Below are 14,777 nucleotides of genomic sequence, written 5' to 3'. Positions count from 1 at the left end.
AAAATAAAACTAAAAGCTCCGTTAAGACGGGAAAGACAAAACGGTATGGAAGCAGTAAAAGCAAAAAAGCACCTCGGACAACATTTTCTTAAAGACGAAAGCATCGCAAAAGACATTGCTGACACTTTAAACTTAGAAGGATATGAAAATCTATTAGAAATAGGTCCAGGAATGGGCGTTCTTACAAAGTATTTATTACAAAAAGAAGTGAATGTTTACGTTATCGAAATTGATACCGAATCGGTAACTTATCTTGATGAAAATTATCCGAAACTAAAAGATAAAATCATTTCTAAAGACTTCTTAAAATACAATATCAACGAAATTTTCGATGGCAAACAGTTTGCAATTATTGGAAACTTTCCATACAACATTTCAACACAAATTGTGTTTAGAGCTTTAGAATATCGCAACCAAATCCCAGAATTTGCAGGTATGTTTCAAAAAGAAGTAGCTCAGAGAATCTGCGAAAAGAAAGGAACAAAAGCTTACGGAATTCTATCGGTTTTAGTACAAGCATTTTATGATGCCGAATATCTATTTACCGTCGATGAAACTGTATTTATTCCGCCACCAAAAGTGAAATCGGGCGTATTGCGTTTGCGAAGAAAAAAAGATTATAGCTTGCCGTGTGGCGAAAAATTGTTTTTTACTGTAGTAAAAACAGCGTTTCAACAACGAAGAAAAACATTGCGAAACAGTTTAAAAACACTAAATTTGTCCGATAATTTAAGAGAAGATGTAGTTTTTAATCTTCGCCCAGAACAATTAGATGTTCAACAATTTATAGAACTGACTCAAAAAATAGAAGCCGATGGAATTTAAAATCAGCAAAGATCTAATAAAAGAATTAGAGCAACTCATTCAGCAAAAAGACGACCAGCAATTGGAAGTTTTACTTAATGATATGCACCATGCTGATATTGCCGAAATCCTAGACGAACTGGATTTTGATGAAGCAACCTATATTTTTAAAGTTCTAGATTCCGAAAAAACTGCTGAAATTCTATTAGAACTCGAAGACGATTTACGTGAAAACATCTTAAGCAGATTATCGCCAAAAGAAATCGCCGAAGAGCTCGATGAGCTAGACACAGATGATGCTGCCGATATTATTGCCGAACTTTCTCAATCCAAGAAAGAAGAAGTAATATCAGAGTTAGAAGATGTAGAACACGCAAAAGACATTGTCGATTTGCTACGCTATGACGAAGATACTGCTGGAGGACTTATGGGAAAGGAGCTCGTAAAAGTAAATGAAAACTGGAACGTACTTACTTGCATAAAAGAAATGCGTACCCAAGCAGAAAATGTTTCTAGAGTACACTCTATATATGTAGTCGATGACGAAAACAGGCTAAAAGGACGTTTGTCACTCAAAGATTTACTCACCACATCGAGCAAAACCCAAATAAGTGATATTTATATTAAAAAAGTAACTTCTGTAAAAGTAGATACCGAAGATGTAGAAGTAGCACGGATTATGCAAAAATACGATTTAGAAGCCATTCCAGTAACCGACGAAATGGGCAGACTTGTAGGTCGAATTACTATTGATGATATTGTAGATGTGATTAAAGATGAAGCCGATAAAGATTACCAGATGGCGGCAGGTATATCACAAGACGTTGAAGCAGATGATAGCATTCTAGAACTAACAAAAGCCCGATTACCTTGGTTGGTTCTTGCGCTACTGGGTGGATTTATCTCGGTAAAAATGCTTGGTCTTTTTGAAGGTGCTATGCAAAAACACGGCGAATTATTCTTTTTTACACCACTTATTGCTGCAATGGCAGGAAATGTAGGCGTACAATCATCGGCAATTATTGTGCAAGGTTTAGCAAATAATACTTTGAGCGGCTCACTTTTTAACCGATTAATAAAAGAAATATCACTAAGCCTCTTAAACGGAATAATCTTAGCAACAATCCTCTTTTTAGGAAGTTATTTCCTTCTAAATGCCGATTTAAGAATAGGACTAACTGTTACTATTTCGCTAATTTCTGTAATCATTATTGCCTCATTAATAGGTACATTTATACCCCTTTTGCTAGACAAATTCGGAATAGATCCCGCATTAGCCACAGGACCATTTATTACAACAAGTAACGACATTTGCGGGATATTAATTTATTTCTCTATTGCAAAACTAATTTTAGGTTTTTAAATTTCAAATAATGAAAATACACATTATAGGCGGCGGAAATCTTGGCGTTGCCATCGCTTTAGGAATAGTAAAATACACAACCAATAATCACGTAACCGTTACCAAAAGAAACATAGAAACTATTTCCTATTTACAAGAAGAGGGTGTCGAAATTTCTAACAATAACGCACACAATATTCAACAAGCAGATATTATTGTTTTAGCCGTAAAACCGCATCAGATAGAAACTGTTTTAAAAGAAATTTCAGATAAAATTCAGAACAAAACCATCATTTCGGCAGTAAGTGGTACATCAATAAATACAATTCAGAATATCGTTGGAAATAGCCATGCTGTAATACGAATTATGCCAAATATTGCTATACAATTTGGCGAATCAGCAACTTGTATTTCGTTTGAAGAAAAAGACAAAACCGAAGCCCAAAAAGTAATTTCACTTTTCCAACAGCTAGGAACAGCACCTGTAATAGAAGAAAAACTAATGGATGCCGCCACCGTTCTTGGTGCTTGCGGTACCGCTTATGCCTTGCGTTACATTCGCGCTTCGATGCAAGCCGGAATAGAAATTGGTTTCGATGCTCAAACTGCACTCGCCATAGCAGCACAAACCGCAAAAGGAGCAGCAAAAATGCTACTCGAAGAAAAAGTACATCCAGAACAACTCATCGATAGAGTAACCACACCACAAGGTTGCACCATCGTCGGACTCAACGAAATGGAACACCAAGGCTTTAGTTCCTCATTAATAAAAGGAATAAAAACCTCATTGCAGAAAATAAAAGAGTAATTTTTTATTTGAAGCTATTCCTGCTATCCTCTACAATCTTTTCCTTTTTAAAGAAAAAAGCAAAAGGATTTCCATTTCTATCAGGGCTAAAAAATCAACATTACATTCCAAAATCTGTTTCATTTATCTACCAAAAATAATTATCTTTATTTTTTATATAAAGATGAATCCACAAAACATAAAAATCCTTCATATCGATAGCAATCATCCATTACTTATGGAGCAATTGCAAGACGCAGGATTTATAAACCACGAAGATTTTACTTCTTCAAAAGAAGAAGTCGAAGCAAAAATTCATGATTATCATGGTATTGTCATTCGTAGCCGATTCAAAATTGATAAAACTTTTCTCGACAAAGCCACCGACTTACAATTTATAGCTCGTGTTGGCGCAGGACTCGAAAGCATCGATTGCGATTATGCCATCAGCAAAAAAATTCATCTCATCGCTGCGCCTGAAGGCAATAGCAATGCTGTGGGAGAACACGCATTAGGCATGTTACTTTCACTAATGAACAACCTCAACAAAGCCGATAAAGAAATTCGTTCCGGACACTGGAATCGCGAAGCAAATCGTGGTCACGAACTCGATGGGAAAACTGTTGGTATTATTGGTTACGGTAATATGGGAAAATCATTTGCCAAAAAATTGCGTGGTTTCGATGTGCCAATTTTATGTTATGACATACTCGAAAATGTGAGCGACAGCAATGCAAAACAAGTATCCTTACAAGAACTCCAACAAAAATCTGATGTTTTAAGTCTGCACATTCCTTGGACTCCCGAAACCGATAAAATGGTAAATACTGATTTTATTAATGCTTTTGCAAAACCGTTCTGGCTTATAAATACTTCACGAGGCAAGAATGTCGTTACAAATGATTTAGTTAAAGCTTTACAAAGCAATAAAATTATCGGAGCTGGACTCGATGTTTTAGAATACGAAAAGCTCTCTTTCGAACATTTATTTGAAGAGCAAAAACCAGCTGCTTTCGAGTATTTACTACAATCAGAAAACGTTTTATTATCACCTCACATTGCAGGTTGGACGATGGAAAGCAAAGAAAAATTAGCACAGGTAATTGTAAATAAAATTCTAAATTTATACACAAATGAATAAAGTAAGCTACTATCTGGTCATTTTTATAGGAGCATTAACCTGTTTGAGTTTTCTTCCTCACGCTTTTGGCGGAATGAAAGCTGTATTAGAACATATTGCTAAAGACGAAATTCAAGAACCTGCCGCAAACGGTATGCAAATGATTTGGTTATATTCTTCGATTATGATGTTGTTATCAGGAATTTGGATGCTATTTTTAGCAAAACCAATAAAGAATGGAGATGCAAAAGCAAGACTTCAAATACTTTTATTAGGAATCGGATTAAGTGTTTTTGGTGTCGCTTGTACTTATATTTCGGGCAAAATAGATGCTATGTTCCTATTTACAATTCAAGGAATAATATTACTTTTAGCTTCAACAATATTTTTTAAAAGGAAAAACGATGAGTAATCAAGATATAAAAAGAGTTACAGGAATAGGTGGTATTTTCTTCAAAAGCGAAAACCCAGATTCAACTAAAGAATGGTACAAAAATCATTTGGGTCTTCCTGTAGATGACTATGGTTGTACTTTCTCGTGGAAGGACAAAGAAGGCAACGACTGTATTACGCAATGGTCGCCATTTGCCAAAGACACAAAATACTTCGAACCAAGCGAAAAACAATTTATGATGAACTTTAGAGTTGATAATCTAGAAGATTTATTGAAAGTTTTGCAAGAAGAAGGTGTAACAATTGTAGGTGAAATGCAATCTTATGATTATGGCAAATTTGGTTGGATTTTAGATCCCGAAGGAAATAAAATTGAACTTTGGGAACCTATTGATAAAGTACTTCTCTAAAAAATTTATATTTTAGCATAAATAAATTAACTAAAAACAAAAATGGAAACAACAAAGCAAACAGAAGACTGGAACAACACACAACAACCAAAACAAGAAAATAAGAAAGTATTAGCTGGAATAATGGGAATATTATTCGGTGGTTTAGGTATCCATAAATTTATTTTAGGATACACTCAAGAAGGAATTATACAAATAGTCGTTACTATTGTTACTTGTGGAATATTTAGTATTGTAGGCTTTATTGAAGGTATTATTTATCTAACTAAAAGCGATGAGGATTTTTACCAAACTTACCAAGTAGGTAAAAAAGGCTGGTTCTAAAAAATAAAAAAGTCCCACAATGTGGGACTTTTTTATTTTTAGGCATATACTAATTTATTGATAATGCTTTTATCTCTGTTTTTCCATCTTCAACAATTTTTATGGTATATGTTCCTTTTTTAAATTTCGAAAGATATATTGGAGAACCAATGGTTGAAGTTGTAAAAACCTCTTTTCCTTTTTTATTAAAGAACGAAACTTTTTTCGCAGTATATATATCAGAAACTATATAAATAAGTTTCCCATGTTTTTGAGAAGCATTATTAATGATTTTTAAACCTGCTATATAATTGCTTTTAGGTGCAGGCTCATTGCAAAACACTTCGATGGTGTTGTTTGGTTTTACATTTGCAGCGATTTCTTTGTCAGTTGTGTTCGCTATAGAATTAAGACTTAGTAGTAATAAAAAATAAATAGATTTCATCTCTTGTTAATTGTTTTTGTTTGATTGCGGGACAAATCTACTTAGAACCCTTTCTATAAAATAATTTAATCGTTAATAGGATTATTTTTTCGATTAAAAGCATAACTTGTTAAATATTAGCCATTTATAGCTACTTCTTTTCTAACTAAAATTAGTGATGTTAATATCATTAAATTGGTGTAATTTCTATTTTGTGTTAAGATGTGTTTTTATGATAGTATTAAATAAAAAAAGTTGAAACTTAAGTTTCAACTTTCTATTATTATTTATAATTTTTACTTTAATCTTAACATTCTCCTTTTTCTGCCAACTTTCTTTCTAATTCTGCCTGAAATTCTTCCATAACAGGTTTCATAGTGCTTTCGGGAATATCTGCAATTCTTATATACATTAATCCATCGACAGCATTGTTAAACAACGGATCTACATTAAACGCAACTACTTTTGCATTTTGTTTGATGTATTTTTTTATTAAAACCGGCAAACGCAAACTACCTGGTTCTAGTTCGTCCAGTATTTTGTCAAACTTAACCAAATCGGCTTCAGCTTCATTAAAAATAAAATCTTTATCGGCATCTTTTAGTTTTACTTTATACTCCTTTTTAGGGTGAATATATTGTGCAACATAAGGATCATAATAATTAGATTTCATAAACTCAATCATAAGCGATTTCGAAAAATCTGAAAACTGATTACTTATACTCACGCCACCTATAAGGAAAGTATGCTCAGGATGACGCAATGTAGTATGTACAATTCCTTTCCAAAGTAAGAACAATGGCATTGGTTTTTGCTGGTAATCTTTAATGATAAATGCGCGACCCATTTCGATAGATTTGCTCATCATATCATACAATTCAGGCTCGAAACGGAACAAATCTTGAAGATAAAATCCGTCTATTCCATATTTTGCGAAAATCTCCGATCCCAATCCCATTCTATAAGCTCCCGCAATTACTTTTGCTTCAGAATCCCACAAGAATAAGTGATGGTAGTGTTTGTCAAATTTATCAATATCTATCGATTCGTTCGTGCCTTCTCCCACTTCTCTAAAAGTAATTTCGCGCAAACGACCTATTTCGTGTAAAACATTAGGAATATCGCTGGCTTGGGCAAAAAACACTTCGTAATTTTTACTTTCCAATAATCTGTCGCCTTTTTCACGAAGAATATCAATCTCGACAATCATTTTTTCACGATTGGCACCAGTAACAATTTCTTTTGGATTTTTCGGTAATTTTAAACTTGGCACAGTAATCAATTTGCTTTCCTTTTCGAAAGCATTAGCCAACATATAAGTTTTTTTGCGTAAAAATTCCGAGTAGGCTTCAATGGTTTCGTGTTCGTTTTGTTCGGCCACAGAAATTGGTTTTCCTATACGAACTTTAATCACTCTATCTTTTTGAGTTAGCAATTCCGAAGGCAATTTTGCCGTGCGAAGCGTGTCACTTATCTTAGATAAAAAGTAAAAAAATCTACTGTTTTTTGCATGAAAATAAATAGGAACTACCGGAACTTGTGCTTTTCTAATTACTTTAATAGCGCCTTCTTCCCATGGTTTATCAACCATTATTTTGCCATCTTTATAGGTAGAAACTTCTCCTGCAGGAAACATTCCCAAAGGTTTTCCGTCTCTTAAATGGCGAAGCGTTTCCTTAATTCCAATCACGCTCGATTTTGCATCTTTGTGATCTTCAAAAGGATTTACAGGCATGATATAAGGCTTCATCGGTTCTATTCTATGAAGTAAAAAATTTGCAATAATCCTGAAATTAGGTTCTCTTTCGAGCATTAATTTCAAGAGTAAAATACCATCAATACCTCCAAGCGGATGGTTTGAAACTGTAATATAGGCACCGTCTTTAGGTAATCGTTTTAAATCTTCTTCTGGAATTTCGAACTTAATTTGAAACTCATCTAATATTGCATTCAAAAATTCTAACTCAGACAAATGTTTATTTTTGTCATAAATTTTATTAAGTGTCGATATTTGAAGCGCTTTCATGAGCAACCATCCTGAGAAAGTTCCCAAAACTCCATATTTGTCGGTATTTATTGCTTTTGCAACTTCTTTAGCTGTAACTAAACCCATTTAGTTCTGAATTTTTGGCGAAAAACAAAGATAGCAAAAGTTGTTGAATTTTCAGAGAAACTTTCATCTTAATCTATATTATTCGCTAAGTAATTATCTGAAAAACATTGATTATAAAGACTTTGAAAGTAAATAAAATTTATTTTTAAAATTGACTATTTTTTCTATACTTTTGATAAAAAAGATTCTCATTTCAATGAAAATAATTTCCTATAACGTAAACGGAATTCGAGCAGCTATCACTAAAGGTTTTATCGATTGGTTGCAAGCCGCAAATCCTGATGTTATTTGTCTTCAGGAAATAAAGGCAAACGAAGATCAAATTCCTACCGATGAAATTACCGCAGCGGGTTATCCTTATCAATATTATTTTTCGGCACAAAAAAAAGGCTATAGTGGTGTAGCAATTTTGTGTAAAACCGAGCCTAAAAACATTGTTTTTGGAACAGGAATCGAACACATGGATTTTGAAGGAAGAACTGTCCGCGTCGATTTTGACAACGTTTCCATCATGAGTTTGTATTTACCGTCTGGAACAAATATCGAAAGATTAGATCATAAATTTATGTTTATGGATGATTTTCAGAACTACATTAACACCCTAAAAATAGAAATTCCGAACCTAATTATTTGTGGCGATTATAATATTTGTCATGAAGCGATAGATATTCATAATCCAATACAAAATGCAAAAACCTCGGGATTCTTGCCAGAAGAACGTGCTTGGTTAGACGGATTTATGAAGTCTGGTTTTGTAGATAGTTTCCGTCATTTTAACAAAGAACCGCATCATTATTCTTGGTGGAGTTACAGAGCTGGTGCTCGTGGAAATAACAAAGGTTGGCGTATCGATTATAATTTGGTGAGTGAACCACTCAAAGAAAGAATGAAACGCGCAATTATTTTGCCTGATGCAAAACATTCTGACCATTGTCCCGTTTTAGTAGAAATAGAATAATTTTCAATAACAATAGCAAAAATCAATTTCAATAATAAATTTAAAATAATGATAAAGAAAATTTCCTTAGGATTATTAGTATTAGCCATGACAACATCATGTGTTTCTAAAAAAATATATGCCGATTTAGAAACAAAATTTGCCGAATTAAAAAAAGAACGTAACGCACTTTCTGACGAAAACGAAAGTTTAAAAACGGGTAAAACCCAGCTCGATTTAGACAACGGAACATTAAAAACAGAATTAGATAAAGCAAAAAATGATTTAGACAAACTAAAATTAGAAAGAGACAAACTCGCTGCCGATTATACTGCTTCTAGTAACAACCTAAAAACATTACAAAGTTCATACAATGCTTTAGAGAAAAATAGCGACGAATCGCTAAAAGCAAACATGGACAAAAATCGTGATTTATTGGCGCAATTGGAAGCCAAAGAAAAAGCATTGGCTGATGAAAAATCACGTTTAGCAAAATTAAGCACCGATTTTAAAGACCGTTCTGACAGAGTAAACGAATTGGAAGCAATGATTGCTGCCAAAGAAGCTTCGATGAAAAAACTAAAAGAAACTTTATCTAAATCGCTAAAAGCGTTTGAAGGAAAAGGTCTTACGGTACAACAAAAAGACGGAAAAGTATATGTTTCTATGGAAAACAAATTGCTTTTCGAATCTGGAAGTTGGGCGGTTGGTACCGAAGGTAAAAAAGCCGTTGTAGCTGTAGGAAAAGTTTTGGGCGACAATCCAGACATTTCAGTTCTGATAGAAGGCCATACCGATAATGATAAGTTTGGCGGAGCAGTTGGTCAAATAGAAAATAACTGGGATTTATCTACAAAAAGAGCTACTTCTATTGTAAATATTTTAGGTGAAAACGCAAAAATAAACAAGCAAAATCTTACTGCGGCTGGTCGTGGAGAATTCTCACCATTAATAAGTAATGATACACCTGAAGGCAAAGCAAAAAATAGAAGAATCGAAATTATTTTGACTCCAAAATTAGATGAGATTTCTAAAATGTTGAATGATATCTAGAGGCACAAAGGCTCTGAGACAGAAAGGTTCTAAGGTTTTCTTAGAGCCTTTTTTTATTCGAAATTTTGGCTTTTTTAAAAACCTTAGAACCTCAGTGGCTTAAAACCTTAGTGGCTTTTTTTAAAAAACCTTCGTACCTTTGCCTCTCAGAACATCAGTTCCTTCAAAAAAAAATGAAATACACCACGCTTCCCAACACAAATCTAAAAGTTAGTACTATTTGCCTTGGCACGATGACTTTTGGCAATCAAAACACCGAAAATGAATCTCATTCTCAGCTAGACTTTGCAATAGAAAAAGGAATCAATTTTATTGACACTGCCGAAATGTATCCAATAGGAGGAAATAAAGATATTTTTGGAAGTACAGAACGTCATATCGGTTCTTGGATTCAAAAAATTGGTCAAAGCAAAAGAGAAAATATTATTGTCGCCACAAAAATTGCTGGACCAAATCGCGGCATGGGTTACATACGCGAGCCGTTAGATTTTTCTAAAAAAAGCATACACGATGCTGTCGATTTAAGTTTAAAAAATCTTCAAACGGATTATATCGATTTGTACCAAATGCATTGGCCAGAACGTATCATGAATATGTTCGGACAACGTGGCCTTTCTAAAATAGACGAACAATGGAAGGATTCTATTTTTGATGTTTTAACCATTTTTGATGGATTAATAAAAGAAGGTAAAATAAAACATATTGGTGTTTCTAACGAAAATCCTTGGGGCGTTATGAAATTTCTCAACGAAAGTGAAAAACATAATTTACCAAAAATTGCTACTATTCAAAACCCATATTCTTTATTAAATCGCTTGTTCGAAGTCGGTTTGTCCGAAATTTGCATGCGTGAAAACGTAGGATTATTAGCTTATTCTCCTTTAGGTTTTGGATTTTTAACCGGAAAACATCTCAACGGAATTCAAGCCAATTCTCGTCTTGGATTGTTCCCAAGTTTTGTTCGATACACTAATGAAAATTGCTACAAAGTAACCAAAATGCATCAAGATTTAGCACATAGTTTAGGTTTAACTTTGACCGAATTAGCACTTGCATTTGTAAACCATCAGCAGTTTGTGACGAGCACAATTATTGGAGCAACGAGCATCGATCAATTAGAAGAAAACATTAATGCTTTTGATGTGATGCTAACCGATGCAGTTTTATCGGAAATAAATAAAATTCAGGAATTAATTCCAAATCCTGCGCCGTAATTATTTTTTACCGCGGATTGCTTCGCCAATTCGCTATCTCTCGGGTCACAGATTTTAAAATTTAGACTCTTTTTAACACAAAAGGCACAAAAGAAATGATGAACTTTTGTGCCTTTTGTGGTTGAATTTTTTTAATTAAAAATGATAAAAAGCATCTTCAAGATGTTCGATTTTAAATTCTTTTCCTTCTTTGTGAACTGCAATAATATCGAAACGAATTTCTAAATCTAAATCGTTCGAAATCACATATTCATTTACTGCTTTTACTAAAAGCTGAATTTTAGCAGGTTTTACAAAGTCTTGTGGCGAACCAAAATCGATACTTGATCGTGTTTTTACTTCAACAATAGCTAAAATAGTATCTTTTTGGGCAATAATATCTATTTCCGCTTTTTGGAAAGTCCAATTGGTTTCCAGAATAGTGTAACCATTTTTTTGAAGAAATTCGACCGAAAGTTTCTCGCCGAGTTTTCCGAGATCGTTGTGTTCTGCCATAATTATTTTCCTTTTTGTCATTTCGACGAAGGGAGAAATCTCATCAAATTGTTCGTGTTTTGAGATTTCTCCTCCGTCGAAATGACAACTTTACCCGAATTTATTCAAAATAAACTTTGCTACATTCACCATTCACATCAATAGTAACTTTATTTCCCATAATCAATGCGCGATTATCTTGAATATGTCCTGCTGGAAAATTATAAATAATAGGAATATTGTATTTCTTAGTCACATCTTCAATAATTTGCAAAGCATTTTTCCCCCAAGGAATGTCATTGTCTTTCATTTTTGTCATCGAACCTACAATAATTCCCTTGATGCTTTCAAGGCAACCATTGCGTTGCAAGTTCATCATCATTCGGTCTATATGATACAAATATTCGTCTAAATCTTCCATAAAAAGGATTTTATCATCACAATTTATTGCCGATTTAGAACCCATCAAACTGTATAAAATAGACAAGTTCCCTCCTACTAATTCTCCCGATGCATTCCCTAATTTATTCATATAATCATGTTCTATTTCGTACCCTAATTTTTCTCCAAACAAGGATTTTCTTAAGGATTCTTTAGCTTCTTCAGTTGCCTTTGAACTTACTGGCATAATGCCATGAATAGATTTGAAACCCATTGTATTGAGATGATTGTGCAAAACCGTTACGTCGCTAAAACCAATTATCCATTTTGGATTTTCCTTAAATTTTGTAAAATCTAACAAATCTATCATTCTTACTGTTCCGTAACCACCACGAACACACCAAATGGCTTTGATGTTTTCGTTATCCATTTGCTCTTGAAAATCTTTCGCTCGTTGCTCGTCGGTTCCTGCTAATTGATTTAAATCGAGTCCGATTGTGCTTCCTACTTTTACATTTAATCCCCAACTGGTGAGTAAATCTTTAGCAAATTTTAGATTGTCATCAATGTTTTTACGAGCAGTGGCAACTATAGCAATGGTGTCGCCTTTTTTTAAATACGGAGGTGTTATCATTTTGGTTTGAGAATGAATGTTTGGAATGGTGAAAAGTAAAAATAGTACGAACGCTTTTTTCATTTTTTATCTGATTGTTACAAATGTATAAAAGTTATTTATTTATTGGAACTCGGATTTTGTTGATTTTGCCGATTTATACCGATTTTCTAGCCCCGATAGTAGTGGAAATCCTTTTTTGAGGCTTTTCGCCGAAAAAAAGATTGAAACGGATAGCGGGAATAGCTTCAAATAAAAATTCTATTGCTTATTTTTGCAGCTTATATTACATTAACTATGATTCAGAATCCTAAAAGATATACGATTACGGCAGCTTTGCCATATACAAACGGGCCTATTCACATTGGGCATTTGGCTGGTGTTTACGTGCCTTCGGACATTTATTCACGCTATTTAAGATTGCAAGGAAAAGATGTGGCTTTCATGTGCGGAAGCGACGAACACGGAGTTGCTATTTCGATGAAAGCAAAAAAAGAAGGAATTACGCCTCAGGAAGTGATTGATAAATACGACGGAATTATTAGAAAATCGTTTATCGATTTCGGAATTTCGTTTGACAATTATTCTAGAACTTCGGCAAAAATTCACCATGATACAGCGTCCGAGTTTTTCAAGAAATTGTACGACAACGGTGATTTTATCGAAGAAGTAACGGAACAATTGTACGACGCCAAAGCCGATCAGTTTCTTGCCGATCGTTTTGTGATAGGAACTTGCCCAAAATGTGGCAACGAAGAAGCTTACGGTGACCAATGCGAAAAGTGTGGTTCTACTTTGAACGCTACTGATTTAATTAATCCAAAATCGACCATTACTGGTGAAACTCCGATTATGAAATCGACGAAACACTGGTTTTTGCCTTTAGATCGTTATTCGGATTTTTTAACCAAATGGATTCTTGAAGGTCACAAAAGTGATTGGAAACCCAATGTTTACGGTCAAGTAAAATCTTGGATTGATGGTGGTTTAGAACCTCGTGCAGTAACTCGTGACCTCGATTGGGGAATTGATGTTCCTGTGGCTGGTGCCGAAGGAAAAAAACTATATGTTTGGTTCGATGCTCCTATTGGTTACATTTCTGCTACCAAAGAATGGGCAGCTAGAGAAGGTAAAAACTGGGAAGATTATTGGAAAAAAGAAGATACAAAACTGGTACATTTTATAGGAAAAGACAATATTGTTTTTCACTGTATTATTTTTCCAGCCATGCTAAAAGCAGAAGGAAGTTATATTTTGCCAGACAATGTTCCTGCTAATGAATTCTTGAATTTAGAAGGAAATAAATTATCGACTTCAAAAAACTGGGCAGTTTGGTTGCACGAATACTTAGAAGATTTCCCGAACCAGCAAGATGTTTTGCGTTATGCGCTAACAGCAAATGCTCCCGAAAGTAAAGACAACGATTTTACTTGGAAAGATTTCCAAGCGAGAAACAATAATGAATTGGCTGCGATTTTTGGAAACTTCATCAATCGTGTGGTGGTTCTTACTAATAAATATTACGAAGGAGTTGTGCCAACGCCTAACGAATTTTCGGAAGTAGATGAAGCAACTTTAACAGAATTAAAAGCATATCCTACAGTGATTTCTAGCTCGATAGAAAGATATCGATTTAGAGAAGCTTTGGGAGAATTAATGAATGTGGCTCGTTTAGGAAACAAATACCTGGCAGACGAAGAACCATGGAAAATGGTAAAAACCGATCCAGAACGTGTAAAAACTCAAATGTATGTGGCTTTGCAAATTGCTACAGCTTTGCGTGTTTTATGCGAACCTTTCTTGCCGTTTACTGCTGAGAAATTAAATAAAATGCTGAAAATTGATGCTAAATTAAATTGGAATGATGTCGCAACAAATTCTGATTTGATTCCTGCAGGACACAAAATTGGCGAAGGAGAAATATTATTTGCACAAATAGAAGACGAACAAATACAAAAACAAATAGACAAATTGGAAGCTACAAAAACGGCTAATATTGCCGAAAACAAAAAAGCGGAGCCTCAAAAGGAATTAATCCAATATGATGATTTTGCTAAAATGGATTTGCGTGTAGGAACAATTATCGAAGCTGAAAAAATGCCTAAAGCCAACAAATTGTTAGTACTAAAAATAGATACAGGAATCGATGTTCGTACCATTGTTTCTGGAATTGCCGAAAGTTTTTCACCAGAAGAAATCATAGGAAAACAAGTTACTGTTTTAGTAAATCTAGCACCAAGAGCTTTGCGTGGTGTAGAAAGTCAAGGTATGATTTTGATGACCAATTTACCCGACGGAAAACTAGCTTTTGTAAATCCTGATGTTGCTGGAGTTGGAAATGGAGAGGGAATTAATTAAAATAAAACCCTCTCAGGGTTCAAAACCCTGAGAGGGTTAAAACAAACAATA

Annotated in this window: 15 protein-coding genes; 11 read left to right on the top strand and 4 right to left on the bottom strand. The window is 34.2% G+C overall.

Annotated elements, in window-relative coordinates; translation table 11 throughout:
* Positions 1-45: 45 nt before the first annotated feature.
* From rsmA to BM053_RS05590, 7 genes are all read left to right on the top strand, one after another.
* Positions 46-825, top strand: a complete 780-nt coding sequence (gene rsmA, locus BM053_RS05620) for a 16S rRNA (adenine(1518)-N(6)/adenine(1519)-N(6))-dimethyltransferase RsmA (RefSeq protein WP_091474979.1) — start codon at positions 46-48, stop codon at positions 823-825.
* Positions 815-2,167 carry a magnesium transporter gene (gene mgtE, locus BM053_RS05615; RefSeq protein WP_091474977.1) on the top strand — a complete coding sequence of 451 codons (1,353 nt, stop codon included), beginning with the start codon at positions 815-817 and terminating at the stop codon, positions 2,165-2,167. The genes rsmA and mgtE overlap by 11 nt, the downstream gene beginning before the upstream one ends.
* Positions 2,168-2,177: 10 nt before the next feature.
* Positions 2,178-2,954 (top strand): pyrroline-5-carboxylate reductase, encoded by a 777-nt coding sequence (proC, locus tag BM053_RS05610; RefSeq protein ID WP_091474975.1) that lies wholly within the window; start codon positions 2,178-2,180, stop codon positions 2,952-2,954.
* Between the two features lie 163 nt (positions 2,955-3,117).
* Positions 3,118-4,074 (top strand): 2-hydroxyacid dehydrogenase, encoded by a 957-nt coding sequence (locus BM053_RS05605; protein WP_091474973.1) that lies wholly within the window; start codon positions 3,118-3,120, stop codon positions 4,072-4,074.
* Positions 4,067-4,465 (top strand): hypothetical protein, encoded by a 399-nt coding sequence (locus tag BM053_RS05600; RefSeq protein WP_091474971.1) that lies wholly within the window; start codon positions 4,067-4,069, stop codon positions 4,463-4,465. Before BM053_RS05605 ends, BM053_RS05600 begins: the two co-directional genes overlap by 8 nt.
* On the top strand, positions 4,458-4,856 hold the full coding sequence (locus BM053_RS05595; protein ID WP_091474968.1) for a VOC family protein: 399 nt from the start codon (positions 4,458-4,460) through the stop codon (positions 4,854-4,856). The genes BM053_RS05600 and BM053_RS05595 overlap by 8 nt, the downstream gene beginning before the upstream one ends.
* Before the next feature lie 42 nt (positions 4,857-4,898).
* Entirely contained in the window at positions 4,899-5,180 is a 282-nt protein-coding gene (locus BM053_RS05590; protein ID WP_091474966.1) for a TM2 domain-containing protein, read from the top strand.
* Between the two features lie 49 nt (positions 5,181-5,229).
* On the opposite strand, the gene BM053_RS05585 is transcribed toward BM053_RS05590, so the two are convergent.
* Positions 5,230-5,604 carry a hypothetical protein gene (locus tag BM053_RS05585; RefSeq protein WP_091474964.1) on the bottom strand — a complete coding sequence of 125 codons (375 nt, stop codon included), beginning with the start codon at positions 5,602-5,604 and terminating at the stop codon, positions 5,230-5,232.
* 286 nt (positions 5,605-5,890) lie between these two features.
* Entirely contained in the window at positions 5,891-7,696 is a 1,806-nt protein-coding gene (locus tag BM053_RS05580; RefSeq protein WP_091474962.1) for a GNAT family N-acyltransferase, read from the bottom strand.
* 196 nt (positions 7,697-7,892) lie between these two features.
* Here BM053_RS05580 and BM053_RS05575 point away from each other — a divergent pair, with 196 nt between their 5' ends.
* The 3 genes from BM053_RS05575 to BM053_RS05565 all read left to right on the top strand — a co-directional run bounded on the left by BM053_RS05575 (position 7,893) and on the right by BM053_RS05565 (position 10,900).
* The gene (locus BM053_RS05575) at positions 7,893-8,654 is read left to right on the top strand and encodes an exodeoxyribonuclease III (RefSeq protein ID WP_091474960.1); all 762 of its coding nucleotides are present in this window, start codon (positions 7,893-7,895) and stop codon (positions 8,652-8,654) included.
* A 48-nt stretch (positions 8,655-8,702) separates the two neighbouring features.
* The gene (locus tag BM053_RS05570) at positions 8,703-9,686 is read left to right on the top strand and encodes an OmpA family protein (RefSeq protein ID WP_091474957.1); all 984 of its coding nucleotides are present in this window, start codon (positions 8,703-8,705) and stop codon (positions 9,684-9,686) included.
* 173 nt (positions 9,687-9,859) lie between these two features.
* Positions 9,860-10,900: an aldo/keto reductase gene (locus tag BM053_RS05565; protein WP_091474955.1), complete on the top strand. Its 1,041-nt coding sequence runs from the start codon at positions 9,860-9,862 to the stop codon at positions 10,898-10,900.
* 135 nt (positions 10,901-11,035) lie between these two features.
* On the opposite strand, the gene BM053_RS05560 is transcribed toward BM053_RS05565, so the two are convergent.
* Positions 11,036-11,395 carry a YraN family protein gene (locus BM053_RS05560; RefSeq protein WP_091475606.1) on the bottom strand — a complete coding sequence of 120 codons (360 nt, stop codon included), beginning with the start codon at positions 11,393-11,395 and terminating at the stop codon, positions 11,036-11,038.
* A 100-nt stretch (positions 11,396-11,495) separates the two neighbouring features.
* Positions 11,496-12,389, bottom strand: coding sequence for a S66 peptidase family protein (locus BM053_RS05555; RefSeq protein ID WP_394332546.1), 894 nt, complete (start codon positions 12,387-12,389; stop codon positions 11,496-11,498).
* Positions 12,390-12,665: 276 nt separating this feature from the next.
* On the opposite strand from BM053_RS05555, the gene metG reads away from it, so the two are divergent.
* On the top strand, positions 12,666-14,726 hold the full coding sequence (gene metG / locus BM053_RS05550) for a methionine--tRNA ligase (protein ID WP_091474950.1): 2,061 nt from the start codon (positions 12,666-12,668) through the stop codon (positions 14,724-14,726).
* Positions 14,727-14,777 lie beyond the last annotated feature (51 nt).

The organism is Flavobacterium swingsii, from assembly GCF_900111965.1.
GTDB classification, from domain to species: Bacteria; Bacteroidota; Bacteroidia; order Flavobacteriales; family Flavobacteriaceae; genus Flavobacterium; species Flavobacterium swingsii.
This window is presented reverse-complemented; position numbering and strand designations above follow the sequence as displayed.

Excerpts from the sequence above, each read along its gene's own strand:
- rsmA (WP_091474979.1), top strand. The coding sequence starts at position 46 with ATGGAAGCAGTAAAAGCAAAAAAGCACCTCGGACAACATTTTCTTAAA.
- mgtE (WP_091474977.1), top strand. The coding sequence starts at position 815 with ATGGAATTTAAAATCAGCAAAGATCTAATAAAAGAATTAGAGCAACTC.
- proC (WP_091474975.1), top strand. The coding sequence starts at position 2,178 with ATGAAAATACACATTATAGGCGGCGGAAATCTTGGCGTTGCCATCGCT.
- BM053_RS05605 (WP_091474973.1), top strand. The coding sequence starts at position 3,118 with ATGAATCCACAAAACATAAAAATCCTTCATATCGATAGCAATCATCCA.
- BM053_RS05600 (WP_091474971.1), top strand. The coding sequence starts at position 4,067 with ATGAATAAAGTAAGCTACTATCTGGTCATTTTTATAGGAGCATTAACC.
- BM053_RS05595 (WP_091474968.1), top strand. The coding sequence starts at position 4,458 with ATGAGTAATCAAGATATAAAAAGAGTTACAGGAATAGGTGGTATTTTC.
- BM053_RS05590 (WP_091474966.1), top strand. The coding sequence starts at position 4,899 with ATGGAAACAACAAAGCAAACAGAAGACTGGAACAACACACAACAACCA.
- BM053_RS05585 (WP_091474964.1), bottom strand. The coding sequence starts at position 5,604 with ATGAAATCTATTTATTTTTTATTACTACTAAGTCTTAATTCTATAGCG.
- BM053_RS05580 (WP_091474962.1), bottom strand. The coding sequence starts at position 7,696 with ATGGGTTTAGTTACAGCTAAAGAAGTTGCAAAAGCAATAAATACCGAC.
- BM053_RS05575 (WP_091474960.1), top strand. The coding sequence starts at position 7,893 with ATGAAAATAATTTCCTATAACGTAAACGGAATTCGAGCAGCTATCACT.
- BM053_RS05570 (WP_091474957.1), top strand. The coding sequence starts at position 8,703 with ATGATAAAGAAAATTTCCTTAGGATTATTAGTATTAGCCATGACAACA.
- BM053_RS05565 (WP_091474955.1), top strand. The coding sequence starts at position 9,860 with ATGAAATACACCACGCTTCCCAACACAAATCTAAAAGTTAGTACTATT.
- BM053_RS05560 (WP_091475606.1), bottom strand. The coding sequence starts at position 11,395 with ATGGCAGAACACAACGATCTCGGAAAACTCGGCGAGAAACTTTCGGTC.
- BM053_RS05555 (WP_394332546.1), bottom strand. The coding sequence starts at position 12,389 with ATGATAACACCTCCGTATTTAAAAAAAGGCGACACCATTGCTATAGTT.
- metG (WP_091474950.1), top strand. The coding sequence starts at position 12,666 with ATGATTCAGAATCCTAAAAGATATACGATTACGGCAGCTTTGCCATAT.